Annotated in this window: 22 protein-coding genes; 2 read left to right on the forward strand and 20 right to left on the reverse strand. The window is 68.9% G+C overall.

Going from position 1 to position 23,601, the window contains the following annotated elements:
• Window positions 1–21: 21 nt before the first annotated feature.
• Genes FM069_RS04490 through gspE form a run of 9 tightly spaced genes read right to left on the reverse strand, consistent with a single transcriptional unit; the run spans window position 22 to window position 7,543 of the window.
• Window positions 22–531, reverse strand: coding sequence for a type II secretion system protein M (locus tag FM069_RS04490; RefSeq protein WP_143487094.1), 510 nt, complete (start codon window positions 529–531; stop codon window positions 22–24).
• Between the two features lies 1 nt (window position 532).
• A complete protein-coding gene (gene gspL, locus FM069_RS04495) occupies window positions 533–1,681 on the reverse strand; it encodes a type II secretion system protein GspL (protein ID WP_143487095.1) in 1,149 nt (382 codons plus the stop codon).
• Window positions 1,678–2,679: a type II secretion system minor pseudopilin GspK gene (gene gspK, locus FM069_RS04500; RefSeq protein WP_143487404.1), complete on the reverse strand. Its 1,002-nt coding sequence runs from the start codon at window positions 2,677–2,679 to the stop codon at window positions 1,678–1,680. The genes gspL and gspK overlap by 4 nt, the downstream gene beginning before the upstream one ends.
• Window positions 2,679–3,431 (reverse strand): type II secretion system minor pseudopilin GspJ, encoded by a 753-nt coding sequence (gene gspJ, locus FM069_RS04505; protein WP_143487096.1) that lies wholly within the window; start codon window positions 3,429–3,431, stop codon window positions 2,679–2,681. Before gspJ ends, gspK begins: the two co-directional genes overlap by 1 nt.
• Window positions 3,428–3,820: a type II secretion system minor pseudopilin GspI gene (gene gspI, locus FM069_RS04510; RefSeq protein WP_143487097.1), complete on the reverse strand. Its 393-nt coding sequence runs from the start codon at window positions 3,818–3,820 to the stop codon at window positions 3,428–3,430. Before gspI ends, gspJ begins: the two co-directional genes overlap by 4 nt.
• Complete coding sequence (gspH, locus tag FM069_RS04515) at window positions 3,817–4,362, reverse strand: type II secretion system minor pseudopilin GspH (protein ID WP_233281981.1); 546 nt, start codon at window positions 4,360–4,362, stop codon at window positions 3,817–3,819. The genes gspI and gspH overlap by 4 nt, the downstream gene beginning before the upstream one ends.
• Window positions 4,363–4,406: 44 nt before the next feature.
• Window positions 4,407–4,793, reverse strand: a complete 387-nt coding sequence (gene gspG / locus FM069_RS21550; protein WP_233281991.1) for a type II secretion system major pseudopilin GspG — start codon at window positions 4,791–4,793, stop codon at window positions 4,407–4,409.
• Window positions 4,794–4,841: 48 nt separating this feature from the next.
• On the reverse strand, window positions 4,842–6,056 hold the full coding sequence (gene xcpS / locus FM069_RS04520) for a GspF family T2SS innner membrane protein variant XcpS (protein ID WP_178106664.1): 1,215 nt from the start codon (window positions 6,054–6,056) through the stop codon (window positions 4,842–4,844).
• Window positions 6,056–7,543, reverse strand: a complete 1,488-nt coding sequence (gspE, locus tag FM069_RS04525) for a type II secretion system ATPase GspE (protein ID WP_143487099.1) — start codon at window positions 7,541–7,543, stop codon at window positions 6,056–6,058. Before gspE ends, xcpS begins: the two co-directional genes overlap by 1 nt.
• Before the next feature lie 313 nt (window positions 7,544–7,856).
• Between gspE and FM069_RS04530 the strand changes: the two genes are divergently transcribed.
• Window positions 7,857–8,510, forward strand: coding sequence for a type II secretion system protein N (locus tag FM069_RS04530; RefSeq protein WP_143487100.1), 654 nt, complete (start codon window positions 7,857–7,859; stop codon window positions 8,508–8,510).
• Between the two features lie 4 nt (window positions 8,511–8,514).
• The gene (gene gspD, locus FM069_RS04535) at window positions 8,515–10,500 is read left to right on the forward strand and encodes a type II secretion system secretin GspD (RefSeq protein WP_143487101.1); all 1,986 of its coding nucleotides are present in this window, start codon (window positions 8,515–8,517) and stop codon (window positions 10,498–10,500) included.
• Window positions 10,501–10,563: 63 nt separating this feature from the next.
• Here gspD and FM069_RS04540 read toward each other — a convergent pair whose 3' ends face one another.
• The 11 genes from FM069_RS04540 to FM069_RS04590 all read right to left on the reverse strand — a co-directional run bounded on the left by FM069_RS04540 (window position 10,564) and on the right by FM069_RS04590 (window position 23,594).
• Window positions 10,564–11,340, reverse strand: coding sequence for an SDR family oxidoreductase (locus tag FM069_RS04540; protein ID WP_143487405.1), 777 nt, complete (start codon window positions 11,338–11,340; stop codon window positions 10,564–10,566).
• Between the two features lie 20 nt (window positions 11,341–11,360).
• Window positions 11,361–12,572, reverse strand: a complete 1,212-nt coding sequence (locus tag FM069_RS04545; protein ID WP_143487102.1) for an O-succinylhomoserine sulfhydrylase — start codon at window positions 12,570–12,572, stop codon at window positions 11,361–11,363.
• A 61-nt stretch (window positions 12,573–12,633) separates the two neighbouring features.
• Window positions 12,634–14,139: an amidophosphoribosyltransferase gene (purF, locus tag FM069_RS04550; RefSeq protein WP_143487103.1), complete on the reverse strand. Its 1,506-nt coding sequence runs from the start codon at window positions 14,137–14,139 to the stop codon at window positions 12,634–12,636.
• Window positions 14,140–14,222: 83 nt separating this feature from the next.
• Complete coding sequence (locus FM069_RS04555) at window positions 14,223–14,735, reverse strand: CvpA family protein (RefSeq protein ID WP_143487104.1); 513 nt, start codon at window positions 14,733–14,735, stop codon at window positions 14,223–14,225.
• A 90-nt stretch (window positions 14,736–14,825) separates the two neighbouring features.
• A complete protein-coding gene (locus FM069_RS04560) occupies window positions 14,826–15,539 on the reverse strand; it encodes an SPOR domain-containing protein (RefSeq protein WP_143487105.1) in 714 nt (237 codons plus the stop codon).
• Entirely contained in the window at window positions 15,523–16,830 is a 1,308-nt protein-coding gene (folC, locus tag FM069_RS04565; RefSeq protein ID WP_143487106.1) for a bifunctional tetrahydrofolate synthase/dihydrofolate synthase, read from the reverse strand. The genes FM069_RS04560 and folC overlap by 17 nt, the downstream gene beginning before the upstream one ends.
• Complete coding sequence (accD, locus tag FM069_RS04570) at window positions 16,827–17,717, reverse strand: acetyl-CoA carboxylase, carboxyltransferase subunit beta (protein ID WP_143487107.1); 891 nt, start codon at window positions 17,715–17,717, stop codon at window positions 16,827–16,829. The genes folC and accD overlap by 4 nt, the downstream gene beginning before the upstream one ends.
• A 339-nt stretch (window positions 17,718–18,056) precedes the next feature.
• A complete protein-coding gene (locus tag FM069_RS04575; RefSeq protein WP_143487108.1) occupies window positions 18,057–18,677 on the reverse strand; it encodes a phosphoribosylanthranilate isomerase in 621 nt (206 codons plus the stop codon).
• A gap of 70 nt (window positions 18,678–18,747) precedes the next feature.
• Window positions 18,748–19,599 carry a tRNA pseudouridine(38-40) synthase TruA gene (gene truA, locus FM069_RS04580; protein WP_143487109.1) on the reverse strand — a complete coding sequence of 284 codons (852 nt, stop codon included), beginning with the start codon at window positions 19,597–19,599 and terminating at the stop codon, window positions 18,748–18,750.
• A gap of 2 nt (window positions 19,600–19,601) precedes the next feature.
• Window positions 19,602–22,433, reverse strand: a complete 2,832-nt coding sequence (locus tag FM069_RS04585; protein WP_143487110.1) for a FimV/HubP family polar landmark protein — start codon at window positions 22,431–22,433, stop codon at window positions 19,602–19,604.
• A 150-nt stretch (window positions 22,434–22,583) separates the two neighbouring features.
• Window positions 22,584–23,594: an aspartate-semialdehyde dehydrogenase gene (locus FM069_RS04590; RefSeq protein WP_143487111.1), complete on the reverse strand. Its 1,011-nt coding sequence runs from the start codon at window positions 23,592–23,594 to the stop codon at window positions 22,584–22,586.
• Window positions 23,595–23,601: the final 7 nt, after the last annotated feature.

A 23,601-nucleotide genomic window follows, 5' to 3' on the forward strand; every position in this document is an offset into this window, starting at 1 on the left:
ACTGGATGCCGCAGCGCGGTGTCAGCTGCCGGCCTTGAGACTCAGGCGGGCAGTCACCTGGCCTTGGTCACTGCGGTCGAGGCCGGCCTCCTGGATGTTCACCCCCTGCTCCTGCAGGTGCACGAACCAGCGCAGCAGCTGCGGGAACGGCGCCGGCTGCAGGCTGGCCTGGACGCCGGCCTCGCCCTCGTTGTCCAGCCGCTCTATGGACAGTCCCTGCTCGGCGGCGCTGGCGGTGACCACACCTTGCAGGCGCGCCGGGTCGACCGTGCTGCGGGTCGGCTGCGCCTGGCGGGTGCGGGCTTCCGGCGCCCGGGCCTGCAAGTACGCATGCAGCTGGCGCTGCTGTTCGAAGTGGGTTCGCGCCTGCTCCAGACGACGCTCCGCCGGGCGCCAGAACCCCAGGTAGAGCAGCACCAGCAGCAGGAAACCGCCCAGCAGCGCCAGGGCCAGCCGGTCGCGAGGCGGCATCGTCTGCCAGCGCTGGGCGAGCGCGTCGCGCTGGGTTGAAAAAGGTAGCGTTCTGTTCATGTCAGCCTCCGATCACCAGACGTGCGCTCACCCCGCCGGCCTCGCGGCTGGCGGAACCCAGTTGCACCGCTAGGCCGGCGGCGATCAGCCGTTCGCGCAGCTGTTCCAGGTCCTCGAAGCCCGACGCCTGCACCTGCAGGGCCAGGTCGCCGCGGCTGTCGCTGAAATCCAGCTGCTGCACCTGCAGCCGTCCGTTGCCGGCGCCGACGGCGGTGGCCGCCTGGTCCATCAGGCTCAGGAGATGGCCCTGGCCGGCATCGCTGGCCGCCTCCAGGTGCTGGTCGAACTGGGCGCGCAGATTGATCAGCCGGGTGTCCTCGGGGAACAGCTCGCGGTAGAGCGCCTCGCTGGCCTGGGCGTAGGCCTCGCCGCGGCGCTCCAAGTGCCAGGCCTGGGCCAGGTTGAACCCCCACTGCAGCACCAACCACAGGCCGACCAGCGCCAGCAGCGGGCGCCACTGGCGCCAGCGCTGGTCACGCTCGCGCAGGTCGAACTCGGCCTGGGCGAGATCGGCGGCCCCGGCCACCTGGGAAGCCAGCCAGGCGAATGGCTCCGCCGGTGCCTGCCAGTCGTCGATGCCCGCCAGCACCTGTCGCGCGGGCGCGGCGTGGCCGTGCACCGGGGTCGGGCATACCGCGGCGAGGTCCGCCCAGTCGGCATCCTGCACGGCCATGCGGGTCGCCAGCTCGCCCCCCAGCAGCCAGCGCTCCGCCAGCCACAGCACATGGGTGCCTTCGGCCGGCAACAGGTCGGCATCCACGTGGATCGCCCGCGGCCGTCCACCGGCTTCGCCCGCCAACGCCAGCCAGTCGGCCAGCCAGGTGCGCCGTACCGCATAGACCCGCTGGCGCCCGTCGGGCAGCGAGGCCCCCAGGGCCAGGTGCATCGTCTCGACGTCCTCGGCGAGCAGCTCCTCGACGGCGAACGGCAACGCCTGGCGCAGCCAGCGGGCCTTCTGGGTGGGCAGTTGCACCGCGCAGGCGGTGATCGCCTCCACCGGCAGCACCAGCCGCCAGCCGGGGCCCGCCTGCACGACCGCCTCGGCGAACGGCAGAGTCGTGGTGCCGCCGCCCTCCACCAGGGTGACCGGGCAGCCCGCGTCGACGTCGACGAGCGCCTGCGGCGGCAAGAAAATGAAAGCCTGACTCATCCTTTCGGCTCCTCGATGGGCGCGGACGGAAACGTGTCGCGCCCCAGATCACGGGACAGCACCTGCACGCGGCCATTGCCGCTGCGTTGCAGGACGCTGACCAACACCAGGCGGCGCTCGGCGAGGCGGACCTCGCTGGTCACCTGGAAATACTGGCTGCGCACCGACAGCGACATGCCCTCCAGCTGGCCGACCCCGGCGAGGATCGGCAGCGAGGTGAACTGGTCGACGCTGGGAAAGCCCTGGCGGCCGCGCAGCACCACCACGGCCTGGGCCGCCGCCGGGTCGAACACCTCGGAGAGGCTGGCCAGCACCGGTGCGCTGGCGGTGTTGACGTTGAGCGCGGCATCCGGCGGCAGCGCGGCGACATGGGGCGCCAGCTTGCGGTAATCGGCCTCCTGCATGTCCAGCAGCAGGCGCAGCTCGGAGATGTCCTTCAGCGGCCGGTTGGCGGCGCGATAGGGCGGCTTCAGCAGCAGGTACTGGTCATCCTCGGCGCTATTGAGGCCGGTCATCTCGCTGTTGGGGTCGAGCCAGTCCAGCAGGCGTTGCGGATAGAGGGACGCGTCGATCCCCAGGCGGGTCAGCAGCAGGCGGAATTGCTTGAGGGTCTTCTGGTCCACCTGGGCCCCACCGCCGTCCTCGCCGCCCGCTTCGCGCAGCAGCGAATTGAGGTTGAAGCGGCCGTTGAGGTCGTCGATCCGAATGTGCAGCTCGCCGCCGTCATCCAGGGGGAAGGTGATGTTCGGCTGGGCCCAGGCCTCCTCCAGGTGGTCCACCTGCTGCGCGCCGTTGTTCTGGCGGAAGTCACGCCGCAGCATGACGCGCGCCAGGGTCTCCCCGCCCAGGGCGTATTGCCAGGCCTGGCGGGTATGCAGCTGGTTGGCGCTGGCGCGGATCGCCAGCTGCTGGCGAGCGATCAGGCCGGCGCAGACCACCGTCACCACCGCCACCACCAACAGGACAGTGAGCAGCGCCACCCCGCGTTGCGTGCGCATCATGGGCCGCCCTCCGGCGGCGGCATCGGCGGCGCGCCACCCGGGATGTCTCCGCCGGCATCACCATTGCCGCTGCCGTCGCCATTTCCGTTGCCATCGCCGTCGCCACCTTCCGCGCCGTTAGCACCCGGGGGCTCCTTCTTCTTGCCGTCCACCAGGCGGATCACCCGACGCAGTTCGCCATAGCGGCGATGGGTCAGGAACAGTTCCACCGCCCGCGGCAAGAGCTCCAGGCGATCGGACGTATCGTTGGCCTGGGGCGGCCAGCTGGTCTGCCACTCGCCATCCTTGTCCAGGTAGCGCAGGTGCAGCGCAGTGACCCCGTCCAGGGCCTGCTGCACCCGTGGCTGGCTGTCCTGGGCGCGATCGAGGACCTGCCAGTAGCGGCGCTCCCAGACCTCGCCGGAACGCTGCCAGCGCACCCGCTGGATCTGCGAACGGACCGCCCCGGTGGGGTCGCGCCAGCCGAGCCGGCTGAACTCCACCGGCGCAGTGTCTTCGTCCTCGCCGGACAGCGCCGGCAGCGGCTCGCCATAGGCGTCGCGCACCGGGCGCGCCACCACCTGCTGCAGGTCCCGCTCGAAAGCCGCCATGGCCCGGGTCACCTCGCGCAGCTGGCGCTCCTGCTCGCGGGTGCTGGTGTCGGTGCGCAGCACGCTGTCCAGCATGCGGTAGGTGGCCAGCCCCAGCAGCGCGAAGATCGCGATGGCGATCAGCAGCTCCAGCAGGGTGAAACCCCGGTGGCGCCTCACGACGGGTTCTCCAGGAAGCCCACCAGACGCACGATGGCGCGGTCGTCCAGCTTGCCGCCGGTGCCGCCGCGGATCGGCCGCAGCGCGACCCAGACGATGATCCGGCGCATGTCCGGGTCGCTGGTGGCCTCCACCTGGCTCTGCCACTGCCAGCGCCGGCCGGCGAACTCCAGGTCGCCATTCGCCCGGCCATCGGCGGGCTGCGGGTCGGCCAGCTGCATCTCGGTCAGGTGGTTGTCGGCGATCCACATGGCCAGGGTCTTGTCTTCCAGGCGCGAGGCGTTCTTCAGGCTGCTGCTGGCGGCGGTGAGCACGCTGGCGGCGACGATGGCGAAGATCGCCAGGGCCACCAGCACTTCCAGCAGGGTGAAGCCACGGGCCGCTTTCATCCACGCTCCGCCAGGCTTTCCACCTTGGGCAGGCGGAAGCCGTCGCTGGAAAGCGCCAGCCGGGCACCGTCGTCGCGGCGTTCCCGCAGTTGCAGGCGGAACGGGGTGAATTCGCCGCTGGAGAGGATCAGCAGCTGCGGTAAGGATGCCTTGGCCTTGCGGTCCTTGCTGTCACCGGAGGGCGAGGGCAACACTAGCGCCTGGCCATCCAGTTCGAAGCGCAGCTCGGCCCACGCCGGCAGGCGATGGGCCTGGTCCCCCAGGGGTGCCCAGCGCCCGTCGTCCTCGAAGCGCACGACTTCGTAGCGGTCGCGCTCGAAGCGCACGCCGTACTCACGGTTGTCGAGGACGGCCTCGTCGGCGAGCACGCCGATCAGGCTGGACAGACGCTCGGCCTCGTTGCGCAGCTCGCGCCCGGGCCCGGCGATGCCGGTGCTGAAGGTGGTCAGCGCCACCAGGGTGCCGATGATCACCAGCACCACCAGCAGTTCGATCAGGGTGAAGCCGTGCGCCCGCCGCCCTGTTCCGAGGCTCCGGCCCAAGGGCCGGGACCGCGTCGGACGGCGGCGGGAGGACGGCGCGGGCATCACTTGTCCCAGTTACCGATGTCGGCGTCGTTGTCGCTGCCGCCTTCCTTGCCGTCGGCACCGAAGGAATACAGGTCGTAGGGCCCCTTGGTGCCCGGCGACAGGTACTGGTAGGGGTTGCCCCAGGGATCGATGGGCAGCTTGCTCAGGTAGCCGTCCTTGTTCCAGTTCTTCGGCTGCGGGTTGCCGGTGGGCTTCTTCACCAGCGCTTCCAGGCCCTGCTGGGTGCTCGGGTAGGCGAAGTTGTCCAGCTTGTACATGTCCAGCGCGGCGGAAATGGCCTTGATGTCGCCACGGGCGACGGTGACCTTGGCCTGGTCCGGGCGGTTCATGACCTGGGGCACCACCAGCGCGGCGAGAATGCCGAGGATCACGACGACGACCATGATCTCGATCAGGGTGAAACCGGTTTGCTTGCGCACGTGCTCGCTCCTTTAACTCACGAGTTGGTTCAACGACAGAATCGGCAGCAGTATCGCCAGTACGATGACCAGCACCACGGCCCCCATGAAGACCAGCATGAACGGCTCGAACAACCCGACCAGCAACGCGATCTGCGCGCTCAGGTCGTTCTCCTGGTTGCGCGCCGTACGCGCCAGCATCTTGTCCAGTTCGCCCGAGCGTTCGCCGCTGGCGATCATGTGCAGCATCATCGGCGGAAACTGCCCGCTGGCGTCCAGGGCACGGGTCAGGCTGCCGCCCTCACGGACCTTCTGGGCGGCCAATACCACGTCCGCGCGGATCACCCGGTTGGCGATCACCTCGGCGGCGATACCCAGGGCTTCCACCAGCGGTACGCCGCTCTGGGTCAGGATCGCCAGGGTCGAGGCGAAGCGCGCAGTGTCGGTGGAGCGCACCAGGCGCCCGATCAGCGGCAGCTGCAGCAGCGTGGCGTGCCAGCGGCGCTTGACGGTCTCGTCGCGCAGCGCCATGCGCGCGCCGATGAAGCCGCCGATCGCCAGCAGCAGCGCCAGCCAGCCCCACTGCTTGACCAGGGAGCTCAGGGCGATGAGGCCGCGGGTCAGCGCCGGCAGGGTCTGCCCGGAATCGATGAACACCCGCACCACGTCCGGCACCACGTAGCCCAGCAGGAAGCCGACGATGCCCAGGGAGGCGAGCATCAGGGTCACCGGATAGAGCAGCGCCAGCTGGATCTTCTGCCGCGACTGCTGGCGTTGCTCGGTGTAGTCGGCCAGTTGCTCCAGCACCGGCCCCAGGTGTCCGGCATGCTCGCCGGCGGCCACCGTGGCACGGTAGAGATCGGGGAAGGCCGCGGGGAATTCCTTCAGGCTGCTGGCCAGGCTATGGCCTTCCAGCACTTTCGCCCGCACCGCCAGCAGCATCGACTGGATGCGCGCGGCGCTGGCCTGGGCGGCGGCCGCGCCCAGGGCTTCCTCGATGGGCAGCGCGGCCTGCACCAGGGTGGCCAGTTGGCGGGTGACCAGTGCCAGGTCGCGGGCGGACAGGCCGCGGCCGAAGCTCAGGCGCCCGCCGCCAGCGTGCTCGCGGGTGCGGGTGGCCTTCACTTGCAGCGGCGCCAGTTGCCGCTCCCGCAACAGCTGGCGCACCTGGCGGGCACTGTCCGCCTCCAGCACGCCCTTCTGCTGACGACCGCGGGGGTCGAGGGCGATGTATTCGAACGCGGCCATTATTCTTCCCGCGTCACGCGCAGGACTTCCTCGACCGTGGTGACCCCTTCGAGCACCTTGCGCTTGCCGTCGTCGCGGATGCTCGGTCCGAGGGTCCGGGCATGGCGGGTCATGGCCTGTTCGCCGGCGGCGCTGTGGATCAGGGTGCGCAGGTGGTCGTCGAACACCACCAGCTCATAGATGCCGGTGCGCCCACGATAACCGTGCTGGTGGCATTCCAGACAGCCGCGGGCGCGGTAGAGGGTCGGCGCCTTGTCCAGGGGGACCCCGAGCAGCCGGCACTCCGCCTCGTCGGCGACGTAGCTTTCCTTGCAACTGGGGCACAGCACCCGCACCAGGCGCTGGGCCAGCACGCCCAGCAACGACGAGGACAGCAGGAACGGCTCGATGCCCATGTCCACCAGACGGGTGATGGCGCCGATGGCGCTGTTGGTGTGCAGCGTGGACAGCACCAGGTGACCGGTCAGGGAAGCCTGGACCGCGATCTCCGCGGTTTCCTGGTCGCGGATCTCGCCCACCATCACCACGTCCGGGTCCTGGCGCAAAATCGCCCGCAGGCCGCGGGCGAAGGTCATGTCCACCTTGGGATTGACCTGGGTCTGGCCGATGCCTTCCAGGTGATATTCGATGGGGTCCTCGACCGTGAGGATGTTACGGGTGCGGTCGTTGAGGGTGGTCAGGCTGGCGTACAGGGTGGTGGTCTTGCCCGAGCCGGTGGGACCGGTCACCAGCAGGATGCCGTGGGGCTTGCGCACGGTCTCGTCCATCAGTTGGCGGTCCCGGGCGCTCATGCCCAGGTGCTGCAGGGTCAGGCGCCCGGCCTGCTTGTCCAGCAGGCGCAGCACCACCCGTTCGCCGTTGGCCGAGGGCAGCGTGGACACCCGGATGTCCACCTCACGGCCACCGACCCGCAGGGAAATCCGGCCATCCTGGGGCACCCGCTTCTCGGCGATGTCCAGGCGCGCCATCACCTTGATCCGCGACACCAGCAGCGCTGCCAGCTCGCGCTTGGGCTCCAGCACCTCGCGCAGAATGCCGTCCACCCGGAATCGCACCACCAGGCGTTTCTCGAAGGTTTCCAGGTGGATGTCCGATGCGTTGTCCTTGATCGCCTCGCCGAGGATCGCGTTGATCAGGCGGATGATCGGGGCGTCGTCCTCCTGCTCCAGCAGGTCCTCGGTCTCCGGCATCTGCTCGGCGAGGGCGGCGAGGTCGAGGCTGCCCCCCAGGTCCTCGGCCAGCTGCATGGTGGCGGAGGAATCGTGCTGGTAGGCCAGGGCCATGGCTTGGTCGAAGGCTTCCGGCGGCAACTCCTTCAGCGGCAGGTAGCGACCGGCGAACCGCCGGGCTTCGCTCAGGGCTACCAGATCGACCCCCGGCCGGTGGGCCAGGCAGGGCGAGGCACCGTCCTGAAGCAGAACGCCGTGGCGTTTGGCGAAACCGAAAGGAAGACGGCGCATCGGCGCTTCAGCGAGGGGTGCATTCATCCGTGGCGTGCCTTCAAGCGAAAACCTGCAGTCCATTTTGCGAGCCTGACTCGCATGGCGCGACAGGGTACACATTTTTTCGAGCGGAAACGCGGCATGGCTCACGGACCCTCTGGAAAACCCGGCAGGCCCCTCGCCAGGCCGTTATGTGTAGCACAATTTCCTGGCGGACACGCATCGACAACCTCTGGCGCGATTCCGGCGAGCTGATATGATCCGCCGCGATCTGCTGGAAAAATAAGATCAATACAGCATTCAGGGAGTGATAGACGCCTTGCTTCGATCCAGTGTTCCACGCTGGCCGCTACGTCACATGCAGCTTTTGCTGGGCACGGCGCTGGTGATCGCGATGAGCATCAGCCTCGCCTGGCAGACCGCCGCGTGGCTCCGCCTGCTGCGCGAGCAGGACGGCAGTGTCGCCACCGCCTCCGCCCCGTCCACCCAGCCCCCCAGCGTGGACAACATGCAGCGCCTGTTCGGCTCTGCCAGCCTCGCCGGCGACGGCCCTCCCCCCGCGACCAACCTGCGCCTCACCCTCCACGGCAGCTTCGTTCACAACGACCCGCAACGTTCCAGCGCGATCATCCAGCGCGAGGGCAGCAAGCCGCAGCGTTTCGGCCTGGGCCAGGAGCTGGACAGCGGCGTGAAGCTGCACGCGGTCTACCGCGACCGCGTCGAACTGGAGCGCAATGGCCGGCTGGAGACGCTGCCCTTCCCCGCCAGCCGCTCCGCCAGCGCCAGCGCGAACGTCGATCCCAACGAGAACGAGGGAGGCGGCTATGGCGCGCCACCGCCTTACGAGGACAACCAGCCTCCCGCGGATGCGGGCGATCCGCTCAGTGGTTTGCAGGAAGAGAACGCGGACATGCTGCGCCAGCGCATGGAAGCCCTGCGCCAACAGATGGAAGCGGCCGGCAGCCTGCCGCCACCCGATGCGCCCACCGATCAGCCCATGGAAAGCGACTGAACCGATGTATCCGACTCTCTCCCGCCTTACCCTCGCCCTGCTCGCCGCCAGCCTCACCTTCACCGCCCTGCCGGCCCTGGCCGAAGACCCGGCCCCGCCGCGCACGACCCAGGCCAGTGGCACGGGGACTCAACAGGACAGCTGGACCATCAACCTCAAGGACGCGGACATTCGCGAGTTCATCGACCAGATCTCCGACATCACCGGCGAGACCTTCGTGGTCGACCCCCGGGTCAAGGGCCAGGTCAGCGTGGTCTCCAAGTCGCCCCTGGGCCTGAGCGAGGTCTACCAGCTGTTCCTCTCGGTGATGGCGACCCACGGCTTCAGCGTGGTCACCCACGGCGACCAGGCGCGCATCATCCCCAATGCCGAAGCCAAGGCGGAAGCCGACAACGGCCGCAACGCACCGGACAGCCTGGAAACCCGAGTCATCCAGGTGCAGCACGCCCCGGTGGCGGAGCTGATCCCCCTGGTCAGGCCCCTGGTGCCGCAGTACGGTCACCTGGCGGCGGTGACGTCCGCCAACGCCCTGATCATCAGCGACCGCAGCGCCAACATCGCCCGCATCGAGGACCTGGTGCGCCAGCTGGACCAGGCCGGAGACCGCGACTACAGCGTGTTGACCCTGCAGCACGCCTGGGTGATGGACGCGGCGGAAGTCCTCAACAACAGCGTCACCCGCGGCCAGGCCAAGGGCACCAGCGGCACCCAGGTGATTGCCGACGGCCGCACCAACCGCCTGATCCTGCTGGGACCGCCGGCCGCGCGGGCGAAACTGGCGGCCCTGGCCAAGTCCATCGACACGCCCACCACCCGCTCGGCCAACACCCGGGTGATCCGCCTGCGCCACAACGATGCCAAGGCCCTGGCGGAAACCCTCGGGGAAATCTCCGAGGGCCTGAAGGCCCCCGAGGGCGGTGCGGCGGCCGGTGGCAGTGGCGGTGCTGCAGCGGCTTCGTCCGGCAAGCCGCAGAACATCCTGATCCGCGCCGACGAGAGCCTCAACGCCCTGGTCCTGCTGGCGGAACCGGACACGGTGAATGCCCTGGAGGACATCGTCCGCCAACTGGACGTGCCTCGCGCCCAAGTGATGGTGGAAGCGGCCATCGTCGAGATTTCTGGCGACATTTCCGATGCCCTGGGCGTGCAGTGGGCGGTGGATGCCCGTGGCGGCAAGGGTGGCCTGGGCGGCACCAACTTCGGCAACACCGGGCTCTCCATCGGCACCCTGCTCACCGCCATCAACGACAAGAAAGCGCCTACCGACCTGCCGGACGGGGCGATCATCGGCATCGGCAGCGACCGTTTCGGCGCCCTGATCACCGCACTCTCGGCCAATAGCAACAGCAACCTGCTGTCCACCCCGAGCCTGCTGACCCTGGACAACCAGAAGGCGGAGATCCTGGTGGGCCAGAACGTACCGTTCCAGACCGGCTCCTACACCACCAACAACGCCGGCTCCAGCAACCCGTTCACCACGGTGGAGCGCAAGGACATCGGTGTGACCCTCAAGGTCACCCCCCATATCAATGAAGGGGCCACCCTGCGTCTGGAGATCGAGCAGGAAATCTCCTCCATCGCCGAAAGCACCCAGCTCACCGCCAAGGCCCTCGACCTGATCACCAACAAGCGTTCCATCAAGAGCACGGTGCTCGCCGAGGACGGCCAGGTGGTGGTGCTGGGCGGGCTGATCCAGGACGACGTCAACCAGTCGGAATCCAAGGTGCCGCTGCTGGGCGACATCCCCTTCCTCGGCCGGCTGTTCCGCTCCAACAAGGCCGGCCACGTGAAGCGCAACCTGATGGTGTTCCTGCGCCCCACCGTGGTCCGCGACGGCGCTGGCCTCGCGGCCCTGTCGGGCAAGAAATACAGCGACATCCGGGTGATCGGCAGCCAGGCGGCGGGCGAGCGCAACATCCTGCCGGAACAGCCTCACCTGCTGTTCGATGGCCAGGGCGTGCCCGCCGTGGATCTGCGCAAGGGCGACTGAAGCCCACATGCGCGACGCCCGGCCAAGGCCGGGTGTCTGCACGGGACGACGAAGCGGGGCGTCTCAGTCGCGGTAGATCATCCGGCGGGTCATGCCGCCATCCACCACGAATTCCTGGCCGGTGACGAACGCCGACTCCTCCGACAGCAGCCAGGCCACCAGCGAAGCCACGTCCTCGACGGTCCCGACCCGCCCGGCCGGATGCTGCTGGTGATCCTCGGGCCCCAGCGGATCGCTGCGCCGCGCCGAGGGGTCCCGCGCATCGATCCAGCCCGGGCTCACCGCATTGACCCGGATGTCCGGCCCCAGGCTCACCGCCAGGGCGTGGGTGAGCGCCAGCAGGCCACCCTTGCTGGCGGCGTAGGCCTCGCTGTCCGGTTCGGACTGGTGGGCGCGGGTCGAGCTCAGGTTGACGATGGCACCGTCATGGGCGCGCAGGTAGCGGGCGCAATGCTTGGCCAGGAGCAGCGGACCACTGAGATTGGTGGCCAGTACGCGGTTCCAGGCGCTCAGCGACAGATCCTGCAGCGGGGTGTTGTAGGGGTCCGCCAGCCCGGCGTTGTTCACCAGGGCGTCCAGCCGGCCGAACTGCCCGAGCACCTCGGAGACGCCCAGCAGCACCTGGTTTTCCTGGCTGACGTCCATGGCGACGAACCAGGCCCGCTCCCCTAGCGCCCGGGCCACCTTGGCGCCGCGGGTGCGGTCGGTGTCGGCGAGCACCACCTTCCAGCCCTCGGCGATCAGCCAGGCGGCGATGCCCAGGCCGATGCCGCGGGCGGCGCCGGTGACCAGCGCCACCTTGCCGTTGTCGGGAACCGCCTCGCGCCGGGTCCAGTCCAGTGCTACCTCGTTGGCCTCGCTCACAGCGCGGCCAACCCCAGCGCCAAGTCCGCCTGGATGTCGGCGACATCCTCCAGCCCCACGGCGACGCGGATCAGGTTGTCGCCGATGCCGGCGTTGGCGCGCTCCTCGGCGGACAGCCGCCCGTGGGAGGTGGTGGCCGGGTGGGCGATGGTGGTCTTGGTATCGCCCAGGTTGGTGGTGATGGAAATCATCCGGGTGGCATCGATGAAGCGCCAGGCGGCGTCGCGGTCGCCGTCCACCTCGAAGCTCACCACCGCGCCGAAGCCGCTCTGCTGGCGCCGCGCCAGGTCGTGCTGGGGATGGCTGGGCAGCCCGGCGTAGTAGACCCGGCGGATGCCCGGCTGGCCTTCGAGCCACTCGGCCAGTCGCTGGGCGCTGGCGCAGTGGGCCTGCATGCGCACCCGCAGGGTTTCCAGGCCCTTGAGGAAGATCCAGGCGTTGAATGGGCTGAGGGTCGGCCCGGCGGTGCGCAGGAAACCCACCACCTCCTTGGTCAGCTCGCTGCGGCCGGCGACCACGCCGCCCATGCTGCGGCCCTGGCCGTCGATGTACTTGGTGGCCGAGTGCACCACCAAGTCGGCCCCCAGGGCCAGGGGGCGCTGCAGCGCCGGGGTGCAGAAGCAGTTGTCCACCGCCAGCAGCGCGCCGTGGGCATGGGCCAACTCGGCCAGGGCGGCGATGTCGGCCAGTTCGGCCAGGGGGTTGGAGGGCGATTCGACGAACAGCAGGCGGGTGTTGGGCTTGAGGCCCGCGCGCCAGGCGTCCAGGTCCACCAGGGGCGGATAGTCCACCTGGATGCCGAAGCGCTTGAGGTACTTCTCGAACAGGCTGATGGTGGAACCGAACACGCTGCGGGATACCAGCACGTGGTCGCCGGCGCTGCACAGGCCCATGACCAGGGCCAGGATCGCCGACATGCCGGAAGCGGTGGCCACCGCCTGCTCGGCGCCTTCCAGGGCCGCGATGCGTTCCTCGAAGGTGCGCACCGTCGGGTTGGTGTAGCGGGAATAGACGTTGCCCGGCACGTCGCCGGCGAAGCGTGCGGCGGCGTCCGCCGCGCTGCGGAATACGTAGCTGGAGGTGGGGAACAGCGCTTCGCCATGCTCCCCTTCCGGCCCGCGGCGCTGGCCGGCGCGAACCGCCAGGGTATCAAAGGCGGCGCCCTGCAGGTCGCTGTCCAGCCTACCCGCTTGCCAATCGTTGCTCATGGTGACTCCCGTTACCGCGCGCCGGCCGCGGTGCCGGCGCCGGCACCGGGCGGCGCGGGGCTCAGTTGTTGTACAGGTCGATGATCGCGCTGACCGCCTGAGTCTTGACCTTGGCGGCGTCGTTGCGCGCCTGCTCGATCTTGTTCAGGTAGGCCTCGTCGATGTCACCGGTGATGTACCTGCCGGTGAAGACCGCGTCGTCGAACGCCGTGATGGCCGGATTGCCCTCGCGCACGGCGTCTTCCAGGTCCTGGAGGTCCTGGTAGATCAGCCAGTCGGCGCCGATCAGCTCGGCGACTTCCTCGGTGCTGCGGTTGTGGGCGATCAGCTCGTGGGGGCTCGGCATGTCGATGCCGTAGACGTTGGGGTAGCGCACGGCCGGTGCGGCGGAGCAGAAGTAGACGTTCTTCGCCCCGGCCTCGCGGGCCATCTGGATGATCTGCTTGCAGGTGGTGCCACGGACGATGGAGTCGTCCACCAGCATCACGTTCTTGCCGCGGAACTCCAGTTCGATGGCGTTGAGCTTCTGCCGCACGGATTTTTTCCGCGCCGCCTGCCCGGGCATGATGAAGGTCCGGCCGATGTAGCGGTTCTTCACGAACCCCTCGCGGAACTTCACCCCCAGGTGGTTGGCCAGCTCCAGCGCGGCGGTGCGGCTGGTATCGGGGATCGGGATGATCACGTCGATGCCGTGGTCGGGACGCTCCCGGAGGATCTTCTCCGCCAGCTTCTCGCCCATGCGCAGGCGCGCCTTGTAGACCGAGATGCCGTCCATGATGGAGTCCGGCCGCGCCAGGTAGACGTGCTCGAAAATGCACGGGGCGTAGTTGGGCTTCTTCGCGCACTGGCGGGTGTAGAGCTTGCCGCCCTCGGTGATCCACACCGCCTCGCCCGGGGCCAGGTCGCGGATCAGGGTGAAGCCCAGCACATCCAGGGACACGCTCTCCGAAGCGATCATGTACTCCACGCCTTCGTCGGTGTGGCGCTGGCCGAAGACGATGGGACGGATCGCGTTGGGGTCGCGGAAGCCGACGATGCCGTAGCCGAGGATCATCGCCACCACTGCGTAGCCGCCCTGGCAGCGCTCGTGCACTTCGGTCACCGCGGCGAAGATGTCGTCCTCGCTGGGCTGCAGCTTGCTGCGCGCCGCCAGCTCGTGGGCGAACACGTTCAGCAGCACCTCCGAGTCGGAGTTGGTGTTCACGTGGCGCAGGTCGGACTCGTAGATTTCCCGGGACAGCTGGTCGACGTTGGTCAGGTTGCCGTTGTGGGCCAGGGTGATGCCGTAGGGCGAGTTGACGTAGAACGGCTGGGCTTCCGCCGAGCTGGAACTGCCGGCGGTGGGATAGCGCACGTGGCCGATCCCCATGTGGCCCACCAGGCGCTGCATGTGGCGTTGCTGGAAGACGTCCCGTACCAGCCCGTTGTCCTTGCGCAGAAACAACCGGCCGTCATGGCTGGTCACGATGCCGGCAGCGTCCTGGCCGCGGTGCTGGAGGACGGTGAGCGCGTCATAGAGCGCCTGATTGACGTTCGACTTACCGACGATACCGACGATGCCGCACATGTGTCGCAACCCCTGTAGTGGTTCAGGATAATACGGGCCGCCGACACACCGGGGCGTGGCGGCGGCCTTGCAGGTCGACGGCCTCAGCTGGGTATGCCGGGACCGCTGGAGAGCCACTGGCTGGTGAGACCCAGGATCAGGTTCTTCGACCAGTCGGCGACCATCAGGAAATGGGGCAGCAGGCTCGATTGCTGCCACCAGGGATCTTGCTGCACGGGGGCGAGGCTCAGCAGGCCCACCGCCACCACCACCAGCAGGCCGCCGCGCGCCGCGCCGAAGACCATGCCGAGGAACCGGTCGGTCCCGGACAGGCCGGTAACGCGCACCAGCTCACCGATGAGGAAATTGATCAGCGCCCCCACCAGCAGGGTGGCGACGAACAGGATGGCACAGGCGGCGATGATCCGCGCCGAGGGTGTCTGGATATAGTCCACGAGGTACTGGGACAACGCGCCGCCGAACATCCAGGCCACCGCGCCGGCGATGATCCAGGTCAGCAGCGACAGCGCCTCTTTGACGAAACCGCGCTTCAGGCTGATCAGGCTGGAAACGGCGATGACGGCGATGATCGCCCAGTCGACCCAGGTGAAAGTCACGATGCAGCCCATGAAACGAAAGGCGCTGCATTCTAGCAGAGCCCTTGCCGCCGGGTCATCCGCAGTTCGGCGGCGCGGCCCGGCGCGCCGTCAGCCGCGCTCCGGCTGGAAGCGCACCAGGAAGCCATTGAGGTTCTGCTGCTTGCTCAGTTGGTCGCGCAGGCGGTTGGCCTCGGCGCGCTCGATCACCGGCCCGACGAAGACCCGATTCATGCCTTCCAGGCTGCGAATGTAGGCGTTGTAGCCCTGGCTGCGCAGCTTCTTCTGCAGCGCCTCGGCGCTGGCGCGGTTGGACAGGCTGGCCAATTGCACCGACCAGCTGATGGGCAGGCCGTTCTCGTCAAGGCGGCTGTCGGCCTGGGTGTTGGCCGCCGGCTCGGGGGCACTCGGTGCAGTCGGCGCCGGCGTAGGGGTGGGCGTCGGCTTGGGGGGCGCCGGCGTCTGCGCCACGCTGGCCGGATTGGCGACAGGGGTCGGCACCGGGGTCGGCGTCGGTTGCGCCACCGGGGCTATCGGCTCGGCGGGCGGGACCGGGTCCGCCGCCGGGGCCTCGGCGACCGTTCCGGGAATCGGCTCGGTGGGCGGCAGCGGGTCCTCGGGGACCGGCACCGGCTCAGGGACGTCCACCGGTTGCATCTCGATCTTCGGCAGGCCGGGGGACTGCGGCATGGCCGGGACATCGACCCGGACGTGGCGGCGCTCGTCCTCGCGGGAGAACAGCATCGGCAGGAAGACCACCGCCAGCGCCAGCAACACCAGCGCCCCGACGATGCGTTGTTTCAGCCCCTTATCCAGCATGGCCATGTCCCGCTTCCTCCTCCGCCTGCCCGGCGAGCCACTGCAGCGCCTCGGCTACGCAATAAAAAGACCCGAACACCAGAATCTCGTCGCCGGCCCGAGCCTGTTCGCACTGGGCCTGCAGCGCCGCCGCCACGTCGGCGTACACCTGGGCGGACACGCCGCTCGCCTGCAGGTGCGCCTGCAAGGCCTCGGCGGAACGGGTCCGCGGCGTCGGCAAAGGGGCCACCGCCCAGTAGGCGATGCCCTCCAGCAACGGCCGCACGACACCCGCCAGGTCCTTGTCGGCCAGCAGGCCGAACACCGCGCGACGCATGCCCTTCGCCGGCCGAGCGCGCAGGCGCTGGGCCAGGTACTCGGCGGCGTGGGGATTATGCCCAACATCCAGCAACAGCGTGAGCGGTTTGCCGCGCCAGCGCAGGTGACGGCGATCCAGCCGCCCGGCGACGCGGGTGCTGAGCAGCGCCATGGCCATGGACTTGGGCTGCCAGGGCAGGCCCATCAGGGCGTAGGCCTGCAGCGCCAGGGCGGCGTTCTCCATGGGCAGGTCCAGCTTCGGCAGGCCGTGCAGTTCGAGGCCTCGGCCGTCGCGGTCGACACCGCGCCAGTGCCAGCCCTGATCGCCCATAGCCAGGTCGTAGTCGCGACCACGCAGGTAGAACGGTGCGCCCAGCGCCTCCGCCTGCTGCAGCAGCGGCTCCGGCGGCTCCAAGTCGCCGCACAGGGCCGGTTTGCCGGCGCGGAAGATGCCAGCCTTCTCGTAGGCGACGGACTCCCGGGTATCGCCGAGCCATTCGGCATGGTCGAGCCCGATGCTGGTGACCAGCGCCAGATCCGGGTCCACCAGATTCACCGCATCCAGCCGGCCGCCCAGGCCGACCTCCAGCACCACAGCATCCAGCGACGCCCGCTGGAACAGCCAGAAGGCCGCCAGGGTCCCCATCTCAAAATAGGTCAGGGTGATCGCGCCGCGCGCCTGCTCCACTGCCTCGAACGCTTGGCACAGGGCCGCATCGCTGGCATCGCGGCCATCGATGCGCACGCGCTCGTTGTAGGCCAGCAAGTGGGGCGAAGCGTAAACCCCGACCCGCAGCCCCTGGGCCGCCAGCAGGCTGGCCAGGAACGCACAGGTGGAACCCTTGCCGTTGGTCCCGGTGACCGTCACCACCCGGGGCGCCGGACGCGCCAGGCCGAGCCGGTCAGCGACCTCCCGGCAACGGTCCAGGCCCATGTCAATGGCGTTGGGGTGCAGCTGTTCGAGGTAGGCCAGCCAGCCGGCGAGAGTGCGGTGGGTCATGCGATCGCCGACACGGCCTCGGGTTCGGGTGTGGGCGCGTGGGTGAATTGCGCCAGCAGGCGACCGAGGCGGGTGCGCAGTTCCTGGCGCGGCACGATCATGTCGATGGCGCCGTGCTCCAGCAGGAACTCGCTGCGCTGGAAGCCTTCGGGCAGCTTTTCCCGCACGGTCTGCTCGATCACCCGCGGGCCGGCGAAGCCTACCAGCGCCTTGGGTTCGGCGACGATCACGTCACCGAGCATGGCGAGGCTGGCGGATACGCCGCCGTAGACCGGGTCGGTGAGCACCGATATGAAGGGAATCCCCTCCTCCCGCAGACGGGCGAGGACGGCGGAGGTCTTGGCCATTTGCATCAGGGAGATCAGCGCCTCCTGCATGCGCGCGCCGCCCGAGGCAGAGAAGCAGAGGAACGGGCAGCGCTGCTCGAGGGCGACGTTGGCGGCACGGACGAAGCGCTCGCCGACCACTGCGCCCATGGAACCGCCCATGAAGCTGAACTCGAAGGCCACCGCCACCACCGGCATGGCCTGCAGGGTGCCAAGCATCGCCACCAGGGCATCCTTCTCGCCGGTGTCCTTCTGGGCCGAGGTCAGGCGATCCTTGTACTTCTTGCTGTCGCGGAACTTGAGGCGGTCCACCGGCTCCAGCTCCGCGCCGATTTCCTCGCGCCCGTCGGCATCGAGGAAGATGTTCAGGCGGGCCCGCGCATCGATGCGCATGTGGTGGTCGCATTTCGGGCAGACATCCAGGTTCTTTTCCAGCTCGGGCTTGTACAGCACCGCCTCGCAGGACGGGCACTTGTGCCAGAGCCCCTCCGGCACCGAGCTTTTCTTCACCTCGGACCGCATGATGGAGGGGATCAGTTTGTCTACCAGCCAGTTGCTCATGCTCTCGTTCTCCACAGCTTCAAGGCTCGGTACGCCGGCGCTCCGGCCGCGCGCATACCCTCGAGCAGATTCACGAACGTGGCGGGCGCGGCGGGCAGCGAAGCGCCCGGACCGAAGCGCCCGACCACCCGGGCGACGAGGCCCTCGGCCTCGTCTCGGAACTCCAGACCCACCTGTCGCGGAACACGCCTCGCTGAACTGACCGGCGCGACCCGGCGGCGTTCCCGCACGACAGGGTGGGATTCGGTTATGGACGGTGGGGATGGACGGCCCGTCACATCGGCGCCAGCCGGCCACGCCCAACGCGTGCGGCGCAGAGGCATGCCGGCTGGACGCGCGTCAGGCAAGCCTGACCTCGCGGAGAAACGCGCGAACCTTCTCCGCATCCTTGATGCCCTTGCTCGCCTCCACCCCGCCGCTGACATCCACTGCGTAGGGACGCACCTGGCGGATGGCCTCGGCAACGTTGCCCGGGGCGAGCCCACCCGCGAGGATCAGCGGCTTCGGCAGGTCGGCGGGGATCAGTGACCAGTCGAAGGTCTCGCCGGTCCCCCCGGGCACGCCCGCCACGAACGCGTCCAGCAGGATACCGGAGGCACCCGAATAGGACCGGGCGGTGGCGGCGATGTCCTCGCCCGGCCGTACCCGCAGGGCCTTGATGTAGGGACGGTGGTAGCCCTCGCAGTGCTCGGGCGTTTCGTCGCCGTGGAATTGCAGGAGGTCCAGGGGGACGGCGTCCAGGGTTTCGTTGAGTTCGCAGCGGGAGGCGTCAACGAACAGCCCGACAGTGGTCACGAAAGGCGGCAGCGCGGCGATGATCGCCCTTGCCTGCCGGATGTTCACCGCCCGCGGACTGCGGGAATAGAACACCAGCCCGATGGCGTCGGCGCCGGCTTCAGCGGCGGCCAGCGCATCCTCGACCCGGGTTATCCCGCAAATCTTGCAGCGAACGGCGCTCAACGGTCGGTACCTGCCTGGGTAAAGGGCGGATGGTAACAGAGCGTGCGGGGGCTGCAAGGCCGCCGCGGGGTCAGTCCGGCAGGCCGGAGAGGAAATGCGGGCCCAGGTAGCGCTGCGGCAGTTCGAACGCTTCGGGGTAGTCCACCTTGATCAGGTACAGCCCATAGGGATGGGCCGTCACGCCACCGGTGCGCCGGGTTCGGCTTTCCAGTACGTCCCTCGCCCACTCCACCGGTCGCTCGCCGGCCCCGATGGTCATCAGCACGCCCGCGATGTTGCGCACCATATGGTGGAGGAAGGCGTTGGCGCGGATATCCAGCACCAGGAAGCGCCCGGACTCGATCAACCGCAGATGGTGCACCGTCTTGATGGGCGACTTGGCCTGGCACTGGCGGGCCCGGAAAGCGCTGAAATCATGGGTTCCCACCAGCGCTTCGGCGGCGTCGCGCATGCGCTCGATGTCCAGTGGACGGTGATTCCACGTCACCTCCTCGGCCATGTGCGCGGGGCGGATGGAATCGTTGTAGATCACGTAGCGGTAGCGCCGCGCCATGGCACTGAAGCGGGCGTCGAACGCGGGCGGCATGGCCTTGGCCCAGGTGACGCTGATGTCCGGCGGCAGGTTGAGGTTGGCGCCCATGGTCCACGCATGCATGCTGCGGACGACTCGGGTATCGAAATGCACGACCTGGCCGCTGGCGTGCACCAGCGCATCGGTCCGGCCGGCGCAGCTGAGGGTGACCGGCTCGCCGCCGGCGACCTTCGAGAGGGCCTTTTCCAGGGACTCCTGGATCGACGGCACGCCAGCACGCTGGCGCTGGAAGCCCCGGTAGCGGCTGCCCTTGTACTCGACGCCGAGAGCGATCCTGGAAATGCCAGCGGCAGCCTGCTCGGCTGCCGCTGCAGGGGGTACATCGGACATCGTCAACCCAGTTTGGCGATCAGCTCGCGCGCTTCCTGACGCTGGGTGTCGTTCCCCTCGGCAACCACTTCGTCGAGGATGTCGCGGGCGCCTTCCGTATCGCCCATGTCGATGTAGGCGCGGGCCAGGTCCAGCTTGGTCGCGGTCTCGTCGGTGCCGGACAGGAAGTCGAAGTCCTCGTCGCCGTCCAGTTCTGCCGGCTCCACTTCATGGCGTTGCGCGGCGGGCGGCTCAAGGTCGGCGGCTTCGTCGCGCATCGCCTGCAGGTCGTCGGCGGCAAGTTCCAGGCTCGCGCTAGCATCGTCCAGGTGGTTGGCGAAATCGGCGGCAGCGGTCGGCTCGGGCTTGTCCTCGGGCATGGACAGGTCGAAGTCCGCCGGCAGCTCGTAGTCGTTGCCGGCCTTGGCCGGTTCGTCCAGGTCCAGCAGGAAGTCGTCCTGAGCCGCGGCGGGCTTGTCGCTTTCCAGGTCGAGGCTGAAGTCGGCCAGGTCGTCGGCCAGTTGGCGATTGCTGGGCGTAGGCGCCGGGGTTTCGGGCAGTTCCAGACCGAAGTCCAGGTCATCGCCGATGGTCTCGTGGCGCGCCGACGGGGCATCCAGGTCCAGGCTCTCGTCCAGCAGGAAGTCGTGGTCGGCCGGCTTGTGGTTGCGATCCAGGTCGGCTTCCAGGTCGTCGAGGCTCAGGTCGAAGGCATCGTCGGCCGGGCGGCTGGCAGCGGGCGCGGCCGGCTCGTCCAGGGTCAGGTCGTCCAGGTCGAAGCTGTCCAGGTCGTCCTGCGCCGCAGCAGTACCCAGGGCAGCCCCTGCGACGAAGACCATAGCCGGGTAGCGCGCCTTCAGCTGGTCGATTTCCGCCTGGGAACCGCCGATCTCGCGCAGCTCGTTCTCCTGACGGGCGAAGCCTTCGCGATCGCCTAGCTCCGCATAGACTTCCATCAGCTTGAGGCGCAGGTCGGCCCGGTGAGGCTCCTCCTCGATGGCGCCCAGCAGCAGCTCGGCGGCCTGGTTGAAGCGGCCGTAAGCGATATAGATGTCGGCCTCGCCCAGCACGTCGGTGGTCTGCGGTACCACGCGCTCGCTGATGGGCTGGATCAGGGCGGCGGTCGCCGGCGCCTCGTTCAGCTCGTCGAACCCGCTATCCACCAGCGGCAGGTCGTCGCCCAGCGGACGGGTGTCGTCGTGCTGCTCGGCCAGGGCGGTCTGCAGCTCGGCTTCCTTCATGGCGTTACGGCGGGACAGGACCATCAAGCCCACCAGCAGGAGCAGCAGCGCACCGCCCCCCAGCAGGCCCAGCAGCAGCGGGTTGCCGAACAGGTCGTCGAGGAAGCTCTGTTCCTCGGCCGGCACCGGAGCGGTATCGGTGGGTGCCGGAGTGGCCGGGGTCGCAGGCGGTGCGGCGACGTCAGCCGGCGCAGGCGCGGGCGCCGGGGCGGGTTCCGCGGGTGCCGGGACCGGAGCCGCGTCGGCGGGCGGCGTGGCCGGGGCTGGCGGCTCGGCCTGGTAGTTGTAGTCGGGAGCAGCGCCTTCGGCAGGCGTGGCCGGGGCAGCCGGAGTCACCGGCGCGGGAGGCGGCTCGGGTGCCGGTTGGGCCGGCGCGGGGGTCGGGACCGCCTCGGCCGGGGTGGCCGGGGCCGCCGGTTGCGGCGGCGTCACCGGTACCGCCGGGGCCGGCGGAGTGACCGGAGCAGTGGCGCCGGGCTGGGCCTGGCCCTGCTGAGCAAGGTTGGCCTGGAGCTTGGCCAACTGGTCGTCCTTCAGCTGGATCAGCTTCTGCAGCTTGTCCAGCTGGCTCTGCAGGTCGCCCATGCGGCTCTTCAGCTCATCGTTCTCGCGACGAGTGGAGTCCAGGCTCTCCTGGGTGACCGCCAGCTTGTTGCTGAGGGCCTTGCTGTCGCCATTGCCGCCCTTGTCGGTGCCGGCGGTGGACTTGCCGGAGTCCGGCGCCACCAGGCGCAGGTTGTCCTTGTTCTCGGCAGTGGCCGGGGCCGCGCCGGCGCTGCTGCGCTTGGTGGCGTCGACCTGGCGGGTGCCGCTCGGCGCGCCGCTGCGCGCTTCGCGCCAGGCGCCGTTCTGCGCAGCCACCTGGGCCAGCGCCTCGGCCTGGCTACGGCTCTTGACCTGCTGCTCGGTGGGCAGGCGCAGGACCTGGCCTTTCTTCAGACGGTTGATGTTGCCGTCGAGGAAGGCGTCCGGGTTGAGGTCCTGGATCGCCAGCATGGCCTGGTGCACGGTGCCGCTGGCACGGGTGCGCTCGGCGATGTCCCAGAGGGTGTCGCTGGCGGTGGTGCGGTATTCGTTGCCGCCGACGGCGGATGGCGCGCTCGGAGCGGTGCTGCGCGGCGCGGTGGACGGCGCCGGGGCACGGGGCGCCGGGGCGGAGGCACGCGGCGCGGCTACCGGCAATTGCGGTACGGCGGCAGCGGTCTGCGGCGAATACAGCGGCGGGTCCAGCAGCAGGGTGTATTCGCGCAGCAGGCGGCCGTTGGGCCAGAGCACCTGCACGAGGAAATTCAGGTAGGGCTCGCGCACCGGCTTGCTGGAGGTGACGCGGATGACGCTCTTGCCGTTGGGCTTGAGGACCGGGGTGAACTTCAGGTCGTTGAGGAAGAACTGCCGGTCGACGCCGGCCTTGTTGAATTCCTCCGGGGTCGCCAGCGACGGAATGACCTCGGCGGAGCCGAGGTCACGCACTTCGAGCAGTTCGATTTCTGCATCCAGGGGCTGGTTCAGCGCCGATTTGAGCGTCACCTCCCCCAGTCCCAGCGCATGCGCCATACCGGATGTGAGCGCCGAAGCAGCCGCAATTGCCAGCACAAGTTTGCGAACCCGAACCATAGCGTTTCCCTTGATTTATCTTTTTCTCGACCTGCGGATGAGGCCGGATTGATTGCTGCCCTACGACCCTGCGGCCGCTCCCCGTCAGCAAAACAGCTTGAGCAGTATCGTCATGCTCGAATGAGTCTTCAAATTTCGGGCAAGTATCTTTTACAGATAGTGTTTTATCAACAACTCAGCCGACCGCACGGCGTTCAATGCCGCGCCTTTTCGCACATTATCAGAAGCAATCCACAAATTGAGTTCGCGGGGATCGTGCAAACCGCCGCGCAGGCGGCCGACATGGATGACGTCCTGGCCCACGGCGTCGCCGACCACGCTCGGGCAGTCGTCGCCTTCGGCCAATTCCAGGCCTTCGGCGTCCGCCAGCCGTGCACGGACCTGCGCCAGGTCCGGCGCCTCCCCGGTCAGCACAGACACACTGAGGCTATCGCCGAAGAACACCGGTACCTGGATGCAGGTGACGGCCACCTCCAGCCCGGGCAGCCCCAGCAGCGCGCGCAGTTCGTCGTGGACCCGGCGCTCCAGGCAGCCGTGACCCTCCCCGTCCGCAGTATCCACCATGCCCAGCAGGTTGAAGGCCATCTGCCCGCCGAACACCCGCGGCTCCAGGGGCCGGGCGTTGAGCAGCTCGGCCGTCTGCCGGGCCAGCTCGCCCACCCCTTCCTGGCCGCGACTGGATACGGCCAGACAGGCGGTGACGGTGACCCGCTGCAGGGACAGCAGCGGACACAGCGGCGCCAGGGCGGCCGCCAGCAGGATCGCCGGGGCACAGGGATTGCCAATGCGCAGCGGAGGCGTGAGGTCGACCAGACGCTCGCCGTTGGCCTCGGCCACCACCCAGGTCAGGGTCGCCGGATCGAGCCCGCCGCTCAGGTCGACGACGCTGCAGCCGGCTGCTGTCAGCCGCGCGTCCAGGGCCGCGGCGCGGGTCGCTTCGCCGGCCAGGAACACCAGGCGCACCTGGGCGAAGTCGAAAGCGTCCAGGTCGCGGACCCGCAGGTTGCGCCCCTTGAACGGCAGCGCGTGGCCGATAGCCTCGCCGCTGCCCAGCAGGTGCAGCGTACCCACGGGGAAGTGCCGCTCTTCCAGCAGCTCCACCAGCAGTTCGCCCACCAGGCCGGTGGCGCCGACGATGGCGATATCGAGAGAAGACGGCATGCCAGAG

The organism is Pseudomonas mangiferae (genome assembly GCF_007109405.1).
Taxonomy (GTDB): Bacteria; Pseudomonadota; Gammaproteobacteria; order Pseudomonadales; family Pseudomonadaceae; genus Pseudomonas_T; species Pseudomonas_T mangiferae.

Excerpts from the sequence above, each read along its gene's own strand:
- FM069_RS04590 (WP_143487111.1), bottom strand. The coding sequence starts at position 23,594 with ATGCCGTCTTCTCTCGATATCGCCATCGTCGGCGCCACCGGCCTGGTG.
- gspK (WP_143487404.1), bottom strand. The coding sequence starts at position 2,679 with ATGCGCACGCAACGCGGGGTGGCGCTGCTCACTGTCCTGTTGGTGGTG.
- accD (WP_143487107.1), bottom strand. The coding sequence starts at position 17,717 with ATGAGCAACTGGCTGGTAGACAAACTGATCCCCTCCATCATGCGGTCC.
- FM069_RS04545 (WP_143487102.1), bottom strand. The coding sequence starts at position 12,572 with ATGAGCAACGATTGGCAAGCGGGTAGGCTGGACAGCGACCTGCAGGGC.
- gspE (WP_143487099.1), bottom strand. The coding sequence starts at position 7,543 with ATGAATGCACCCCTCGCTGAAGCGCCGATGCGCCGTCTTCCTTTCGGT.
- FM069_RS04490 (WP_143487094.1), bottom strand. The coding sequence starts at position 531 with ATGAACAGAACGCTACCTTTTTCAACCCAGCGCGACGCGCTCGCCCAG.
- gspD (WP_143487101.1), top strand. The coding sequence starts at position 8,515 with ATGTATCCGACTCTCTCCCGCCTTACCCTCGCCCTGCTCGCCGCCAGC.
- purF (WP_143487103.1), bottom strand. The coding sequence starts at position 14,139 with ATGTGCGGCATCGTCGGTATCGTCGGTAAGTCGAACGTCAATCAGGCG.
- gspL (WP_143487095.1), bottom strand. The coding sequence starts at position 1,681 with ATGAGTCAGGCTTTCATTTTCTTGCCGCCGCAGGCGCTCGTCGACGTC.
- gspI (WP_143487097.1), bottom strand. The coding sequence starts at position 3,820 with ATGAAAGCGGCCCGTGGCTTCACCCTGCTGGAAGTGCTGGTGGCCCTG.
- gspG (WP_233281991.1), bottom strand. The coding sequence starts at position 4,793 with ATGGTCGTCGTCGTGATCCTCGGCATTCTCGCCGCGCTGGTGGTGCCC.
- xcpS (WP_178106664.1), bottom strand. The coding sequence starts at position 6,056 with ATGGCCGCGTTCGAATACATCGCCCTCGACCCCCGCGGTCGTCAGCAG.
- FM069_RS04530 (WP_143487100.1), top strand. The coding sequence starts at position 7,857 with ATGCAGCTTTTGCTGGGCACGGCGCTGGTGATCGCGATGAGCATCAGC.
- truA (WP_143487109.1), bottom strand. The coding sequence starts at position 19,599 with ATGTCCGATGTACCCCCTGCAGCGGCAGCCGAGCAGGCTGCCGCTGGC.
- folC (WP_143487106.1), bottom strand. The coding sequence starts at position 16,830 with ATGACCCACCGCACTCTCGCCGGCTGGCTGGCCTACCTCGAACAGCTG.
- FM069_RS04560 (WP_143487105.1), bottom strand. The coding sequence starts at position 15,539 with ATGGCCATGCTGGATAAGGGGCTGAAACAACGCATCGTCGGGGCGCTG.
- FM069_RS04585 (WP_143487110.1), bottom strand. The coding sequence starts at position 22,433 with ATGGTTCGGGTTCGCAAACTTGTGCTGGCAATTGCGGCTGCTTCGGCG.